We start from the raw sequence: 15,553 nt of genomic DNA, 5'->3' as shown, positions 1-15,553 counted from the left end.
GTAAGCCATTGAAACATATGGGCTGATATGGCTTACCTCGTACTCCTTCTGACCCTCGCCTTTGCGGCGTCCACGCTGATCGTTCCGGACTTTGGCGGCTTTGACGCCGACCAGTTTCCGGTGCCGCAAAACAATCCCCCCGTCCAGCCTGCGGGCTATGCCTTTGCCATCTGGGGTGTGATTTACCTGTGGCTGCTGGCCTCCGCGCTCTTTGGTGTGATCGCCCGCCGTGACGCGCCCGATTGGCAGCCCATGCGCCCCGCCCTTGCCGTGTCGCTGGGCGTCGGTGCCATCTGGCTGCCCGCCGCACTCCTCAGCCCCATCCTCGCTACCGTCCTGATCTGGGTCATGCTCATCCCCGCCCTCATCGCCCTGTGGCAAAGCCCGGTGCTGGACCGCGGCTGGGCCGCGTGGCCCATCGCCCTTTATGCCGGGTGGTTGAGTGCGGCGAGCTGTGTGGCGATCGGGCTGCTGCTGGCGGGTTATGGATGGCTGAACGAAACCGCCACAGCCATCACCATGATCCTGATTGCATCGGCCCTCGCCTACGCGGTCCAAACGCGGCTGGGCCGTGCGCCCACCTATGGCATCGCGGTGATCTGGGCCTTTGCCGCGATCATCATCAAGGCCCCCGGAGACGTCGCCACCGTCGCCATGTTTGGCCTGGCGCTGGTGGCTTTTGCCACCGTGCGCGCCGCCCGCGCCTAGCTGCGCCGCCCCTCGGTGTGCTTGCGCAGTTTCGACGGCCCGGCCTTCTTGCGTCCCTTGTAGGGGTTCGCGTCATTCTGGCCGCGCATGAACAGACGAATGGGCGTGCCAGGCATATCAAAGTCGAGCCGTAAGCCATTGACCAGATAGCGGTTATAGCTCTCCGGCACCTTGTCGGGATGTGAGCACATCACCACGAAACCGGGGGGCCGCGTCTTGGCCTGGGTCATATAACGCAGCTTGATCCGCTTGCCCTGCGGCGCGGGCGGCGGGTGCGCCTCGAGCATGCCGGTCAGCCAGCGGTTCAGCTGCGCGGTCGTCACGCGGCGGTTCCAGACGTCATAGGCGCGCATGATCGCGTCATGCAGCCGGTCGATGCCCCGCCCCGTCTTGGCCGACACGGTGATCAGCGGCGCGCCGCGCAGCTGCGGCAAGAGCCGCTCAAAGCTTTCCTTGAGGTCGCGCAGCTTGGCCTGCTTGTCGTCCTCGATGTCCCACTTGTTGATCGCGACCACCACCGCGCGGCCCTCGCGTTCGGCCAGGTCGGCGATGCGCAGATCCTGCTGTTCGAACGGGATCGCGGCATCCAGCAGCACCACAACGACTTCGGCAAATTTCACCGCACGCAGCCCGTCGCTGACGCTGAGTTTCTCCAGCTTTTCCTGCACCTTGGCACGTTTGCGCATGCCTGCGGTGTCAAAGATCCGCATGGGCGTGCCGTTCCAGTCGGTGCGCAGGGAAATCGCGTCGCGGGTGATCCCGGCCTCGGGTCCGGTCAGCAGGCGATCCTCGCCTACGATCTGATTGATCAGCGTGGACTTGCCCGCATTGGGGCGGCCCACGACGGCCACCTGCAAGGGCTTGGCATTGGTCGGTTGCGGGACGTAGTCGGGATCGTCCTCATCAATCTCGACGTCCACTTCAGGCGCGTCGTCCTGCGCCTTTTCGGCATACATATCAGCCAGCGGTTGCAACTGTGCATAGAGGTCGTTCAACCCCTCGCCGTGCTCGGCCGACATGCGGATCGGTTCGCCCAGGCCCAGCGAAAACGCCTCAAGCACACCGGCGTCGGCGGCGGCCCCTTCGCCCTTGTTGGCGGCCAGCAGCACGTGATCGGCGCGCTTGCGCAGGATGTCGGCAAACACCTCATCGGTGGGTGTGACCCCGGTGCGCGCATCGATCATAAAGAGGCACACATCGGCCATGTCCACGGCGCGTTCGGTCAGGCGGCGCATGCGGCCTTGCAAGCTGTCATCTGTCGCTTCCTCAAGTCCCGCCGTATCGATCACGGTAAAGCGCAGATCGGCCAGTCGCCCCGCGCCTTCGCGCAGGTCGCGTGTCACGCCCGGCTGGTCATCGACCAGCGCCAGGCGTTTGCCCACAAGGCGGTTGAACAGGGTCGACTTGCCCACATTGGGGCGGCCAACAATGGCGAGGGTGAGTGTCATGGCAGCGTATGCAATCCGATTGTCAGAGCGCGCACATAGACCATATGCGCGCCCACGGAAAGGACCGATAACGCCACGGCGCGTTTAGCGATAGGCCAAAAGCTGACCTTTGCGCGACACGACGTAAAGCGTGCCACCCGCCACAACGGGCGCTGTCGACGCGCCGCCAGGGATTTCGGTCGTCGCAGTCAGGCCGCCCGTCGCGGGGTCAAAGCTGCGCAGCACACCGTCCGAGGACGCCACGTGCAGCCGCCCACCGGCAAGGATCGGGCCGTGATGTGCGAACACTTCGGACTGGCGCAATGGCCGGTTCTGCACAAAATTCGGCAGGGGTGTACCCCAGATGCGGCTGCCATCTTCGGCGCTGAGGCGCAGCAGTTCGTTCCGGTCGCTGATCAAAAAGACGCTGTCGGCCACGGGCAGGACGATGTCGATGGCCCCTTCGTTCGCGGTCCAGATGCGCGACCCGCTGCCTTCGGAAACGGCGATCGTGCGGCCAGATTGGTTGCCCGCATAAATGACGCCATTGGCGGCAAAGGGGTGTCCGGTGACGTCGTCCACTTTGGCCAACGCGCGGCCCTTGCGTTCGCCCAACACCGACGCATCCCAGCGGCGCAAACCGCCACGGCGGAACACCGCCTGCATCTCGCCCGATCCAAAGGAGAACACGGTCAGATCGTCCGTCACCACAGGTGCGGGCGCACCCAGCACGTTGGTGGCGCTTTCGGATGCGCTGACCTGCCAGGCGATGCGGCCGGTTGATTTATTGAGCGCCCAGCCGGTGTCGTCACCCGCCATGATATAGACCAGGTCGCCCGAAACAGTGGGTTGGCCGGAGCCTGTCGCCTCAAGGTCCTGCGTCCAGATGGTGCGGCCGGTCGAGGCTTCGATCGCACTCAGCACACCGGTGCCGGAGGAGGCATAGAGCACGTCGCCCTCGACCGCCAAACCGCCGCCAGTGCCATCGCCATCCGACGCGCCATCGGGGCGCACATTGCGTTGCCAGACCACCACGCCCGAGGTGGTTGTCGCGGTCACCAGCGTTTCAGCGTCGAGCGTGTAGATACGCCCGCCCGCCACAACAGGGTCTGCCACGATGCGGTGCTTGCGGCTGTCGCCTGCGCCAATGTTGACTGCAAAGATCGGGCTGAGCGAAGTGGACAGTTGTGGGTGAACAGTTCGGAATGCAGGCGAGCCGGGGCTTTGCGCAGCATCGGCGTTTGTCACCTGCGCGGGCAGAGAAATGGCGCGCGCTGTGTCTGTGGCTTCTGTGACGGCGGCAGCGGTCTCGGCTTCGCTGGCACTCAACACGGCGGAAACGGGCTCTCGCTTGCCGGGCAGGATCACCTCACGTTCCGTGCAGCCGACAAGTGTCACCACCGACAGAAGGCACAAACCTATCCCTGCATGGGTGCGGGTGTGTGTCATCTTCAAGCCCTCATTCATTAGCAGTCTCCGGTGCCTCCGGCGAACCGCCCAGCGCCACCATTGCCTGTAGGGCACGGCGTTGCAAGCCTGGGGTCGCCTCGGCATCGTCGAGGATCATCTGGAACCGGGCAATTGCGCCGTCGCTGTCGCCGGCCTCAATGTCCAGCAGCGCCAGTTGCTCTTCGGCCAGCAGGCGCAGTGGCACCCCCGGCACGGCCAGCGTTTCGAACCCGGCCCGGCGTGTTGCGGCATCCTGGTTGGGTGCATCCAGCATCAACGTCTTGAACGTCGCAACCTGCCGGTAAATCAGCGGGATATCCGCATTCAATGTCAGGGCGCTCAGGGTTTGGGCCGCGGCCTCGGTATCGCCCGCATCTGCCTGCGCACCTGCGGTCATAAATGCCAGAACGGCGGCACCTTCGGCAGATTCGGCACTGACGCCCGCCAACGCCTCGGCGCGCGCATCCCGTTCATCCTGAGACAAGGCCGCCAGCATCGCATCACCCAAGGCCTGGGCTTTGCCCTCGGCCTGCGCGCGGCGGTATTCGGTATAGCCCGCCGCCCCCACGATGCCCACGATCACCAGCGCAGCAATCCAGCCGTACCGCTTGAGATAGCCATAAAGCCGGTCGCGGCGCACCTCGTCGGTGACTTCCTCGATAAAGCTGTCGGTGTCGCTCACGCCCCGCGCTCCCCTTGAATCATTGGCCGATTTGCCCGGCCATGTCGTTGTTTTCGCATTCCTCATATCTTGCCCCAGCGGCCAAGCCAAGAGGCCCCGCGCGGGCATCTGCCTGCGTCAATTCGGCATTATTGCGATTTCGTCTCAAAAAAAGTAATCTGAACTGGTTAGTTTAGACGTAACACCTCCTATATCAGATGATGCGTGCGGCTTTGCGCATGCCGAAAGACACCAGGAAGAACAGAAGATGCGGTTTGTATCGTTGGTTTTGGCCATTCTCGTCGCAGCGGCGCTGGCCATGTGGATTTTGCAACGGGATCGGGTAAACGCCTTTTTCGCCGAAATGTCGGGGGGCGCAGAGGCTGCGCAGGTCGACACGGGTCCCGATGGGAACGATGTTGTGGCCGATACGCCCGCGGTCGAGGATGTTCCAGACGCCACCGATGGCATGATCCGCGTGTTGGCACGCAAGAGCATCGCCCGCGAGGTCGACAGCGCCGTGATCCTGCGGGGCCAGACCGAGGCGATGCGCCAGGTCGAAGCACGCTCCGAGACATCGAGCACCGTGATCTCGCCCCCGCTGCGCAAGGGCGCGTTTATCGACGAGGGCCAGTTGCTGTGCCAGCTTGACCCCGGCACACGCGCATCCGCACTGGCCGAGGCACGCGCAAGCCTCGCCGAAGCGATTGCCGCAAAGTCCGAAGCTGAAAGCCGCGTTCCCGAGGCACGGGCGCGCGTGATCGAATGGCAGGCCCGCATCGACGAGGCGGAGGTCAACCAAAACGCCGCACGCCGCCTGAGCGAGGGCGGATTTGCCGCCGAAACCCGCGTCAAGAACACCGAGGCCGCACTGGCCGCCGCCGAAGCGTCACTTGAAGGCGCACGCGCCGGTGTGACCGGCGCAATCGCAGGCCTGCAAGCCGCAGATGCCCGCATCCAAAGCGCCACCGCCTCTGTCGCCACCGCCGAGAAAGAACTGGAGCGCCTCGAAATCCGCGCACCATTTGGCGGCACACTCGAGAGCGACACCGCAGAGCTGGGCAGCTTGCTGCAGGCCGGGTCACTGTGCGCCACGGTCATCCAGCTTGACCCGATCAAGCTAGTCGCCTTTGTCCCCGAAACCGAGGTGGACCGCGTCAAAGTGGGCGCCAATGCGCAGGCAAAGCTTGCCGCGGGTGATCGCAAAGTCACCGGCCAGGTCAAATTCCTCAGCCGGTCCGCCGATCCGACCACCCGCACATTCCGCGTCGAGCTGGAAGTGCCCAACACCGACCTGACCATCCGCGACGGCCAAACCGCTGAAATCGTAATCTCTTCGGCCGGTGAGCAGGCGCATCTGTTGCCGTCCTCAGCCCTGACCCTGAACGAAGAAGGGCGTTTGGGCCTGCGTGTCCTCAACCCCGATAGCGTTGTGGAATTTGCGCCGGTTTCGGTGCTGCGCGACACGGTGGACGGTGTTTGGCTCACCGGCCTGCCGCAGACCGTGGATGTGATCGTCGTTGGACAGGAATTTGTTACCGCCGGGGTCAAAGTAGCCCCCACCTTTGAGGAGCAAACGCAATGACCGGTGTTGTAGACTGGGCCGCATCCCGTGCGCGCATGGTGCTGGCTTTCATCGTCTTGTCGCTGACCGTTGGGACGGTGGCATACATCAGCCTGCCCAAAGAGGGTGAGCCGGACATTGAAATCCCGACGCTGGTGATCTCGGTCCCCTTCCCCGGTATCTCTGCCTCTGACAGCGAAACGCTGCTGGTCAAACCGATGGAGACGGAGCTGGCCGATCTCGACGGGTTGGACAAGATGACGGCCACTGCCGCCGAAGGCTACGCCAACATCGTTCTGGAATTCGAGTTTGGTTGGGACAAGACGCAAGTCATGGCGGATGTGCGCGATGCCATGGACGGCGCCGAGGCCGACTTTCCCGATGGGTTCGAGCAATACACGCTGGACGAATTCAACTTTTCCGAATTTCCCATTGTCATCGTCAACTTGACCGGCCCCGTGCCGGAACGCACGATCACACGTGTCGCCAAGGACTTGCAAGACGATGTAGAGGCGCTGGACGCGGTGCTTGAGGCCAGCATCGTGGGCAGCCGCGACGAGATGGTCGAGGTCATCATCGACCCCCTGCGGCTCGAGGCCTACAACGTCACTGCGGGTGAATTGATCACCGTGGTTCAGAACAACAACCAGCTGATCGCCGCCGGTGAGATCGAGACCGCCCAAGGCGCGTTTGCGGTCAAGATCCCCTCGTCCTTTGACAAGGTTCAAGACATCTACGAATTGCCGGTCAAGACCAACGGCGACCGCGTTGTCACCCTTGGTGATCTGGCCGAAATCAACCTGACATTCGAAGACCGGCTGTCCACCGCGCGGTTCAACAGCAACGACACCGTTGCCCTGCAGGTGGTCAAGCGCAAGGGCTTCAACCTCATCGACACGGCCACAGCGGTCAAGGAACTGGTGGCCGAGCGCGCTGGCGAATGGCCCGATGGGTTACAGGCCGCCGTCAAGGTCGGCACATCCAACGACCAGAGCCGCGAAGTGGCGTCCATGGTTGGCCAGCTCGAAGGCTCCGTGCTGACGGCGATTGCACTGGTGATGATCGTGTCGCTGGCCTTTTTGGGGCCGCGCGCATCGCTACTAGTCGGATTTGCGATCCCGACGTCGTTCCTGTTGTGCTTTGTGCTGCTGGCGATCATGGGCATTTCCATCTCGAACATCGTGATGTTCGGTCTGATCCTTTCCGTGGGGATGCTGGTTGATGGTGCGATTGTCGTTGTCGAATATGCCGACAAACGCCAGCAAGAGGGCGCAGGCCCGATGCAGTCTTATGTCGACGCGGCCAAGCGGATGTTCTGGCCTGTTGTGTCGTCCACCGCGACGACGCTCTGTGCCTTCCTGCCGATGCTGTTCTGGCCGGGTGTGCCGGGTCAGTTCATGGGTATGCTGCCCGTCACGCTGATCTTTGTTCTGTCTGCATCGCTGATCGTGGCACTGATCTACCTGCCCGTGATGGGTGGTGTTCTGGGCCGCATCATCGGCACCCTGACAAACCAGTTCAACCGCATTGCCAGCCTGCCTTTCCTTGCCCACCTGTTGCTGTTCCCGCTGGGCGCGGCGCTGTTTGCGGGGCTGCTCATGGTCGGTGCGTTGCAAGGCAATGTCACAGCCGCGTTTGCGGCAATGGATCAACAGGACACGTTCGGGTCAGTCATTCCTACGTTCCTCACCGTGTTCCTTAATGCGCTTGGCATGATCAGCCTGGCTGGGCTGGCCTTGTTTGGTGCGGTCCTGATTGTCCTGTCGGCCTTTGCGTTTGTTTTGCGCATGGGTTGGGTCGGCATGTGGGCGGGCCGCAAGGTTTTTGGCACCCGCAACCGCGCCGTGCGTTCGGGCTACCAACGGTCGTTCTTTGGTCATGTGATCAAAGGGATTGTCGGCAACCCAGTCATGCCGCTTGTGATGGTCGGCGCGGTCTTTGTCTTTGTGGGCAGCACGCTGATCTACTTCATCAACAACAACAAAGGCGTCGAGTTCTTTGTCGAGACAGAGACCGAACAGGCCATTGTCTATGTGCTGGCGCGGGGCAACCTCAGCCTGGATGAAAAGGACGGGTTGCTGCGGCAGGCCGAAGCCATCGTGAACAACCACCCCGGCATTCGCAGCGCCTTTGCCTTTGCGGGCAACGGTGGTCTGAACGCCAACACTGGCGGCGCAGGCGCGCCCAAGGATGCGATTGGCCAGATCCAGCTCGAAACCATCCCGTGGGAAGAACGGCCAAACGCGAGCGAGGCGTGGTTCACCGTGCCGATCGTCAACTACACCGTCATGCGCGAGATCAAGGCCGCCGCCTTTGACGGCGACACGGTCATCGACGAACTGACCGCAGAGCTGTCGCAAATCCCCGGCATCCGCACCGAAGTGCTGCCGCTGTCGCAGGGTCCGGCATCGGCCAAACCTGTTCACTTGCGGATCAAGGGCGACAACTGGGAGCAGTTGTTGGCTGCAACAGGTGCCGCACGCGCGCAATTCGATGCGACACCGGGTTTGATCAAGATCGAGGACACACGCCCCCTGCCCGGCATCGACTGGCAAATCGACGTGGACGTGCAAAAGGCGGGCCGCTACGGCGCCGACGTGGCCACCGTGGGCGCGATGGTTCAACTGGTGACACGCGGGCTGTTGCTGGACACGATGCGCGTCGACACCTCGGACGAAGAGATCGAAATCCGCGTGCGCCTGCCGGAAGAGGACCGTGTTCTGTCGACCCTCGACACGCTCAAGGTGCGCACGGGCGACGGGCTGGTGCCGCTTGCGAACTTTATCACCCGCACACCTGTGGCCGAACTGGCCCAGATCAGCCGCGTGGACCAGAACCGCTATTTCGACGTCAAGGCAGACGTGGCCCCCGGCCTGCAAAAGCTGACCTCGACCCGCGAAGTGGACGGCGAACAGGTGGAGACCATCGCCGCCTTGCTGCGCCCCTCCGATGCCGGGTCCATCACCACTGCTGACGGCGCCAATCTGGCGATCCTGTCGGTGGCCGAAGCGGGCCGCGGCATGGACCTTCAGGCGGCGCTGGACGCGGGTGATTTGCGCTTGCAACCGGTGAACCCCAACGAACGGATTGCCGAGCTGTCCAAGTGGCTGGAAACCGACCCCTTTGGCCTCGGCATCGAGAGCGAATGGACCGGCGACCAGGAGGATCAGGCCGAATCCGGTGCATTCCTTGGTCAGGCGTTCATGGGTGCGCTGGGGTTGATGTTCATCATCCTGCTGGCCCAGTTCAACAGCGTCTATAACGCGCTGCTGGTGTTGGGTGCGGTCGTCCTGTCCACAGCGGGCGTGCTGATCGGCATGTTGGTCATGGATCAGGCGTTCTCGATCATCATGACCGGCACAGGCATCGTCGCCCTGGCCGGGATCGTGGTGAACAACAACATCGTTCTGATCGACACTTACCAGGAATACGAACGCTACATGCCCCGGATCGAGGCGATCATCCGCACCGCACAGGACCGGATCCGGCCTGTGTTGCTGACCACCATCACCACGATGGCGGGTCTGGCACCGATGATGTTCGGCCTCAGCCTCGACTTTGGCGACGGTGGTTACACCGTCAACAGCCCCACCGCCCTTTGGTGGAAACAGCTGGCCACCGCCGTTGTGTTTGGTCTGGGCATCGCCACTGTGCTGACCCTGATGGTCACGCCGTCCATGCTGGCCATGCGCGTGTGGATCGTCACCTATGCCATGTGGTTCAGCCAACTGCTCGCCAAACTGTCGCTTGGCCGGGCCAGTGCGGCGGCGCGGGACTGGTCGCTGACACGCCAGACCGGCAAGTTGAAGTCGCAAGAGCTGATCTGGGATTTTGACGACGACCCGGCACCACAAAGCACGCAGACCGAACTGCCGTTCCCTGCAACGCCCCTCAAGGCGGCAGAGTAGAACAATCTGGCGGTGGCCCCTTGTCGGGCCATCGCCATGCCCTTCTTTGGCCCAAATCACGTGATCTCTTGCCCGCATAGCGAGAAGGAGACCGTGCATGTTCCGACTGATTTACCGCCAGCGTCGCAGACATTTGTTCGCGGGCTTTTTCGCCATACTGTCTTGCGTCAGCTTTCTGCTACAGCCCGGCACGCTCCCCTACTTTGCCAGTGAGCCGATGATCTTGCTGGTTTTGACCGTTGGGTTGACCAGTGTGATTGCCGCGATCTGCATGATGCTGATCAGTGTGGTTCTGGTGGTGGTCGTGCCGTCGATGCGCATGGCGGTCGAGTTTTTCTCGATCATGCTGTTCCTGAACATCGCGCTTTTTGATCACCTGCCCCTGTGGATCACCGATCGCGGGCTAGAGGTCGGCGTCTGGATCGCCGCGTATATCACCCTGTTCAGCATCACATACGGCACCTGGCTGGACCGCTACCGCATCTGGCTGGACCACTCCGAAACCCGTAGGTTCAGGATCAAAGGCACCGCCGAGGAATTGTGGGACTGGCTTGTGCCGGGGCTGGACCGCAAGGGCGGCGCGAACTGGGAACCCCTGTTGAAAAAGATGGAAGAGCGGGCCGACGAACCCAACGTCTTTGATGTCGAATACCGGATCGGGCACGCGCAGTTCGAACACCAAACGATCAAATACGAGGCCGTGTCCTATCCACGTCACGCGCGCTATGCCTTTCAGGGCGAGTTGAACCCGGCCAACAAGCACCTGGTCAGCGGCATCATGGAGTTCACCATCGACCCCATCGCCGACACGGATCACTGCAAGATCACCCTCACCCGGAGCCGTCAGGCCCTGTTGGTGCGCGAGGGCCTGTTGATGTGGTTTGACGATGCCCTGGGCGATCAGGTTGACCATTTGCGGGCCAAATGGACCGACCGGTGGGATTGGAGCATGGCGGGCAAATTCCGCCGCCATGCCGCTGCCTTGTCCTAGGCCTCGTCCGCCTGCTGGCGCTGCCAGAGCTGGGCATAGCGCCCCTCGGCGGCCAGGAGCGTGTCATGTGTGCCGGCCTCGACGATGACACCCTGTTCCAGAACGATGATCTGGTCCGCCTCTGCGATGGTGCTGAGCCGGTGGGCAATGGTCAGAACCGTGCGCCCCTGCCCGGCGGCATTCAGCGCCTCCTTGATGTCCTGCTCGGTCTCGGTATCAAGCGCGCTGGTCGCCTCATCCAAGAGCAGGATCGGCGGGTTCTTGAGCAGGGTACGTGCAATGCCGACCCGCTGCTTTTCACCGCCAGACAATTTCAGCCCACGTTCGCCAACCGCCGTGTCGTAGCCATCAGGCAAGGCGACGATAAAGTCATGGATCTGAGCGGCCTTGGCTGCCGCCTCGATGTCGGCGCGCGTGGCATTATCGCGGCCATAGGCGATGTTGTATCGGATGGTGTCGTTGAACAGCACCGTGTCCTGCGGCACCACCCCAATGGCCGCGTGCAGGCTTTCCTGGGTCACGTCACGCACGTCCTGCCCGTCAATGCGCAAAGCCCCGTCGCCCACATCGTAGAACCGGAACAACAGCCGCCCGATGGTCGACTTGCCCGACCCGGTTGACCCGACGATGGCCACCTGTTGACCGGGTTCCGCCGCAATCGACACGCCTTTGAGGATCGGACGCGCGCTATCGTAGCCGAAATGCACATTGTCCAATTCGATCCGGCCACCGGTCACGGCCAAAGGCTTGGCGTCGGGGGCATCACGCACCTCAGCGGGTTGTTCCAGCAGATCGAACATCTCGCCCATATCCACCAGAGCCTGACGGATCTCGCGATAAACTGTCCCGAGGAAATTGAGCGGCATCGTGATCTGGATCATGTAGGCATTCACCATCACGAAATCACCAACCGTCAACGTGCCGTTCTGCACACCAACAGCGGCCAGCACCATCACCCCCACAAGGCCACCGGTGATGATCACCGACTGACCAAAATTCAGGAAGGCCAGCGAATAGCTGGTCTTGAGCGCAGCCGCCTCATATCCCTCCATCGCCGCGTCATAGCGCATGGCCTCACGCCGCTCGGCGCCGAAATATTTGACCGTTTCAAAGTTCAGCAGGCTGTCGATGGCTTTTTGATTGGCGTCCGTGTCCTGATCGTTCATCACCTTGCGCAGCTTCACGCGCCACTCGGTGACGGCAAAGGTGAACCAGACATAGAGCCCGATGGTGACAGCCACGATCAGCAGATACCAGGCGTCAAACAGGATCGTCAGAACGATCCCGATCAAGATCAGTTCGAGGACAAGCGGGCCAATTGAAAACAGCAAGAACCGCAGCAGAAACTCAACACCCTTGACGCCCCGCTCGATGATGCGGCTGAGGCCCCCGGTCTTGCGCGTGATGTGATAGCGCATGGACAGACGGTGGATGTGTTCAAAGGTCTCTAGCGCGAGCATCCGCAGCGCCCGCTGCGCCACGCGGGCAAAGATCGCATCGCGCAACTGTTGAAAGCCCACGTTCATCAGCCGGGCCAACCCATAGGCGACGGTCAACCCAACCGCGCCCAGCGCAAGGGCCGACACCCCGTCACCCGCGAGCGCATCCACCGCATCCCGGTAGATGATGGGCGTGTAGACAGAAACCGCCTTGGACAGGATCAACGCCAAAAGCGCCAGAATGACACGCTTTTTGACCCACGGCTTGTCGTCCGGCCACAGGTAGGGCGCAACCTTGCGGATGGTCCGCCAGCCGGACGCACGCGCGTCGTCCGAGGCTGAAACAGGACCGGGTTGCGGATTGCTTGGGCCGGCAGAACCTGCCGACGCCGTTGTGTCAGATGGCATGAAAAACGTCCCCGAAAGTCAGACGTCTCTATTTAGGTCAGCGCGTCCCAAGTTGCCAGTGCCCGATCAGTTCGGCAGGGCAAAGACCTGTCCGGGGAAAATCAGATCGGGGTTGCGGATACGCTCGCGGTTGGCCTCGAACACCTCGACAAACAACCGGCCCTCGCCATAGCGGTCACGCGCGATGCCCCACAGGGTATTGCCGGTTTGCACGGTGATCTGCGCGGCGGGTGACGACGGATCGTCAATGGCGGCCAGCACTTCGGGGTCTTCGCGACGGAACGGCGTCTCGATCCGGCTGGTGACTTCGCCCTCTTTGTTCAGCTCGTCCACACGCAGAGTGTAAACACCGGTGTCGATTTCGGGCAGGTCGCCGCGCCAGTCACCGGCGGGGGATACATCCAGATCGGCAATCGGCTTGTTGTTCACATAGACCCGCACCACATCCGCTTCGGATTGCGCGCGGCCTGCCAGTTGTACGTCACCGGTTTCCGAATAGCTGATTGTGTCGATTTCGATGTTGTCCAGCGCCTCAGGACGCGCGTTGCTCAACACTTCGACGCCTTCGGCGGTGGAGCGCAGAACAGTGACAGCCGCCGGAGCCGTTGCGGGTGCCGGGGCCTCAATGTCATCTTGTGTGTCTAAGGCGGCAACCGTTTCAGCGGGGGCAGGAGCAGCCGTAGCGGGTTCCGACGCAGGCGCTTGGGTCGCGGCAACAACCGGTGCCGTATCCTGCTCGGCCTCGGCTGTCGTGTCGGCAGGTGCATCGGTCACCGGTGCCGCAACCTCGGGTGTCACGGGCGCTTCGGCCACGGTTGTTGCGGGCAAGGCCGCAATCGTGTCGCCATCTGTTGCAGGCGCTGTGTCTTGGGCGGGGGCCGCCGTTTCCACTTCGGCCAGCACAGGCGCGGGTTCTTCGACAGGCGCGACCTCGGTTGGTGTGGGCGCGACATCCGTCGCCTCGACCGCCGCCACCTCTGGCGCGACCGGCACATCGACCGTTGGTTCGACCACAGGATCGCTGGCTGCAACCTCTTCTGTGGCCACCTCTGGCGCTGTTTCTTCTGTCGCGTCCGCGACGGCAACCGGCGCGGGGCGTGCTTGTGGTGCAAGGATCACCTCGTCGTCAGAGGCGATTTCGTCCGCCCCGACACGCTGCACAACAGTCAGGATTTGTGCCTTGGCGCTAGGGGGCAGGATGGTGATGGCGGCAAAGCTGCCACCGGGATCAGTGGTCACCGAGGTGTTTTCCGCACCATCAAGCAGCACCGAAACCTCGCTGCCCGGTGCAGCACGGCCCGCCACAATGGTCAGCCCATCCGGCTCAAGCCGTACTTCGTCAATCGACGGCGGGGCCGCAACAACGGCAACGTCGCCTCGTGTCTCCACTTCGGGGATCGCGGCTGGTGCGGGATCGGGCGCGGCCTCCGGGACTACGGCGGCCTCAACCACTGGTGCGGGCGTTTCCACGGTCTCTGCACTGCGCGTGCTGAAATAGACGCCTGCCCCGGCCGCAGCCACGACAACGGCTCCGGCGACAACAACTGTAGCGCCGTTTGCCCCAAACAATGCCGTCAACTTCGACATTTGTATCCTTCCTGCGCCCCAAAACACCGCGCTTTCGTTGCGCTTGCATAACAGGGCGCATAACAACGGTCAAAACACTGCTGTCACAAAACCATCACTTTCACGCGCTCATACGGGAACTGTTGCCATGGCCCCACTGTCTGTCTGTGTCTTTTGCGGATCACGCCCCGGTCTGGACCCGGCCTTTGAGGCGGATGCCCAGCGGTTGGGCCAAGGGATCGCAGAGCGCGGCTGGCGTCTGGTCTATGGTGCGGGCGATGTGGGGTTGATGGGCACGGTCGCGCGCGCCACGCAACGCGCGGGCGGCCATACATTTGGTGTGATCCCGCAGCATCTGGTGGACTGGGAAGTCGGCAAGACGGACCTGACCAGCTATGTCGTCACCGAAACCATGCACGAGCGCAAAAAGGTGATGTTCATGAACTGCGACGCCGTTGTGCTTTTGCCCGGTGGGGCGGGATCGCTGGACGAGGTGTTCGAAGTGCTCACCTGGCGGCAGCTGGGTCTGCATGAGAAACCTGTCGTTGTGGTCAACACCAACGGCTATTGGGACCCGTTGCTGGCGCTGTTGCGCCATGTGGTTGAACAGGGTTTCGCGGATGCGTCGGTGCTTGGCTATCTGACCGTCGTGTCAGACGCGGATGCCGCCCTCGACCATCTGACATGAAAATGGCCTGTCCCCGCGGGGACAGGCCAGAATTTCGCACATATTATGATATGCGTTGCGCGCTTACATACGGCCCGCGACGTTTTCCCAATTGACCAGGTTGTCCAGGAAGTTGGACAGGTAGTCGGGGCGTTTGTTGCGGAAGTCGATGTAGTAGGAGTGTTCCCACACGTCGCAGCCCAGCAGTGCCGTCTGACCAAAGCACAGCGGGTTCACGCCATTCTCGGTCTTGGTCACTTTGAGGCTGCCGTCTGTGTCCTTGACCAGCCATGCCCAGCCCGAGCCGAACTGGCCTGCGCCCGCCGCCTTGAACGCATCCTTGAAGGCGTCGACGGAGCCGAAGCTCTCGGTCAGTGCCTTTTCCAGCGCGCCGGGCATGCCCGCGTCGCCCGGACCCATCATTTCCCAGAACTGGTTGTGGTTCCACAGCTGGCTGATGTTGTTGAAGATGCCGTTTTGCGCCACGGCGTTCGCATCATAGGTGCCGGTGATGATGTCTTCGAGCGATTTGCCCGCCCACTCGGTGCCCTCGATGGCTTTGTTGCCGTTCACCACATAGGCGTTGTGGTGCAGATCGTGGTGATACTCGAGCGTCTCTGCGGACATGCCCTTGGACGCCAGCGCATCGTGGGCATAAGGAAGATCGGGAAGTTCAAAAGCCATGTTGGGGCCCCCTTCGGTTCGTATTGCAAGGCTGTGACTGACAGATTGTGCGGATCACGGCAAGATCAAGCACGATCCGTG

At 62.4% G+C, this 15,553-nt stretch carries 11 protein-coding genes; 5 read left to right on the top strand and 6 right to left on the bottom strand.

Annotated elements, in window-relative coordinates; genetic code table 11:
• Nucleotides 1-27: 27 nt before the first annotated feature.
• Entirely contained in the window at nucleotides 28-708 is a 681-nt protein-coding gene (locus Q0936_RS15620; RefSeq protein WP_299295579.1) for a tryptophan-rich sensory protein, read from the top strand.
• On the opposite strand, the gene der is transcribed toward Q0936_RS15620, so the two are convergent.
• From der to Q0936_RS15605, 3 genes are all read right to left on the bottom strand, one after another.
• Nucleotides 705-2,156, bottom strand: a complete 1,452-nt coding sequence (der, locus tag Q0936_RS15615) for a ribosome biogenesis GTPase Der (RefSeq protein ID WP_299295581.1) — start codon at nucleotides 2,154-2,156, stop codon at nucleotides 705-707. The two genes, Q0936_RS15620 and der, sit on opposite strands and share 4 nt — an antisense overlap.
• A gap of 84 nt (nucleotides 2,157-2,240) precedes the next feature.
• Nucleotides 2,241-3,584, bottom strand: a complete 1,344-nt coding sequence (locus Q0936_RS15610; protein ID WP_299144838.1) for a PQQ-like beta-propeller repeat protein — start codon at nucleotides 3,582-3,584, stop codon at nucleotides 2,241-2,243.
• Nucleotides 3,585-3,594: 10 nt separating this feature from the next.
• On the bottom strand, nucleotides 3,595-4,266 hold the full coding sequence (locus tag Q0936_RS15605; RefSeq protein WP_299295583.1) for a tetratricopeptide repeat protein: 672 nt from the start codon (nucleotides 4,264-4,266) through the stop codon (nucleotides 3,595-3,597).
• 247 nt (nucleotides 4,267-4,513) lie between these two features.
• Here Q0936_RS15605 and Q0936_RS15600 point away from each other — a divergent pair, with 247 nt between their 5' ends.
• The 3 genes from Q0936_RS15600 to Q0936_RS15590 all read left to right on the top strand — a co-directional run bounded on the left by Q0936_RS15600 (nucleotide 4,514) and on the right by Q0936_RS15590 (nucleotide 10,708).
• The gene (locus Q0936_RS15600; RefSeq protein ID WP_299295586.1) at nucleotides 4,514-5,830 is read left to right on the top strand and encodes an efflux RND transporter periplasmic adaptor subunit; all 1,317 of its coding nucleotides are present in this window, start codon (nucleotides 4,514-4,516) and stop codon (nucleotides 5,828-5,830) included.
• Nucleotides 5,827-9,717 carry an efflux RND transporter permease subunit gene (locus tag Q0936_RS15595; RefSeq protein ID WP_299295588.1) on the top strand — a complete coding sequence of 1,297 codons (3,891 nt, stop codon included), beginning with the start codon at nucleotides 5,827-5,829 and terminating at the stop codon, nucleotides 9,715-9,717. The genes Q0936_RS15600 and Q0936_RS15595 overlap by 4 nt, the downstream gene beginning before the upstream one ends.
• A gap of 97 nt (nucleotides 9,718-9,814) precedes the next feature.
• Complete coding sequence (locus tag Q0936_RS15590; RefSeq protein WP_299295590.1) at nucleotides 9,815-10,708, top strand: hypothetical protein; 894 nt, start codon at nucleotides 9,815-9,817, stop codon at nucleotides 10,706-10,708.
• Here the strand turns inward: Q0936_RS15590 and Q0936_RS15585 are convergent.
• A complete protein-coding gene (locus Q0936_RS15585; RefSeq protein ID WP_299144823.1) occupies nucleotides 10,705-12,555 on the bottom strand; it encodes an ABC transporter ATP-binding protein/permease in 1,851 nt (616 codons plus the stop codon). The two genes, Q0936_RS15590 and Q0936_RS15585, sit on opposite strands and share 4 nt — an antisense overlap.
• A 66-nt stretch (nucleotides 12,556-12,621) precedes the next feature.
• Nucleotides 12,622-14,142, bottom strand: coding sequence for a LysM peptidoglycan-binding domain-containing protein (locus Q0936_RS15580; protein WP_299295592.1), 1,521 nt, complete (start codon nucleotides 14,140-14,142; stop codon nucleotides 12,622-12,624).
• 127 nt (nucleotides 14,143-14,269) lie between these two features.
• Between Q0936_RS15580 and Q0936_RS15575 the strand changes: the two genes are divergently transcribed.
• Nucleotides 14,270-14,809 (top strand): TIGR00730 family Rossman fold protein, encoded by a 540-nt coding sequence (locus tag Q0936_RS15575; protein WP_299295594.1) that lies wholly within the window; start codon nucleotides 14,270-14,272, stop codon nucleotides 14,807-14,809.
• A 63-nt stretch (nucleotides 14,810-14,872) separates the two neighbouring features.
• Here the strand turns inward: Q0936_RS15575 and Q0936_RS15570 are convergent, their stop codons facing one another.
• The gene (locus tag Q0936_RS15570; RefSeq protein ID WP_299144817.1) at nucleotides 14,873-15,472 is read right to left on the bottom strand and encodes a superoxide dismutase; all 600 of its coding nucleotides are present in this window, start codon (nucleotides 15,470-15,472) and stop codon (nucleotides 14,873-14,875) included.
• Nucleotides 15,473-15,553 lie beyond the last annotated feature (81 nt).

The organism is uncultured Tateyamaria sp., from assembly GCF_947488715.1.
In the GTDB taxonomy this organism is placed as follows: Bacteria; Pseudomonadota; Alphaproteobacteria; order Rhodobacterales; family Rhodobacteraceae; genus Tateyamaria.
This window is presented reverse-complemented; position numbering and strand designations above follow the sequence as displayed.

Coding starts and splice junctions, on each gene's coding strand:
- Q0936_RS15585 (WP_299144823.1), bottom strand. CDS start 12,555: ATGCCATCTGACACAACGGCGTCGGCAGGTTCTGCCGGCCCAAGCAAT.
- Q0936_RS15580 (WP_299295592.1), bottom strand. CDS start 14,142: ATGTCGAAGTTGACGGCATTGTTTGGGGCAAACGGCGCTACAGTTGTT.
- Q0936_RS15610 (WP_299144838.1), bottom strand. CDS start 3,584: ATGACACACACCCGCACCCATGCAGGGATAGGTTTGTGCCTTCTGTCG.
- Q0936_RS15620 (WP_299295579.1), top strand. CDS start 28: ATGGCTTACCTCGTACTCCTTCTGACCCTCGCCTTTGCGGCGTCCACG.
- der (WP_299295581.1), bottom strand. CDS start 2,156: ATGACACTCACCCTCGCCATTGTTGGCCGCCCCAATGTGGGCAAGTCG.
- Q0936_RS15570 (WP_299144817.1), bottom strand. CDS start 15,472: ATGGCTTTTGAACTTCCCGATCTTCCTTATGCCCACGATGCGCTGGCG.
- Q0936_RS15575 (WP_299295594.1), top strand. CDS start 14,270: ATGGCCCCACTGTCTGTCTGTGTCTTTTGCGGATCACGCCCCGGTCTG.
- Q0936_RS15595 (WP_299295588.1), top strand. CDS start 5,827: ATGACCGGTGTTGTAGACTGGGCCGCATCCCGTGCGCGCATGGTGCTG.
- Q0936_RS15600 (WP_299295586.1), top strand. CDS start 4,514: ATGCGGTTTGTATCGTTGGTTTTGGCCATTCTCGTCGCAGCGGCGCTG.
- Q0936_RS15590 (WP_299295590.1), top strand. CDS start 9,815: ATGTTCCGACTGATTTACCGCCAGCGTCGCAGACATTTGTTCGCGGGC.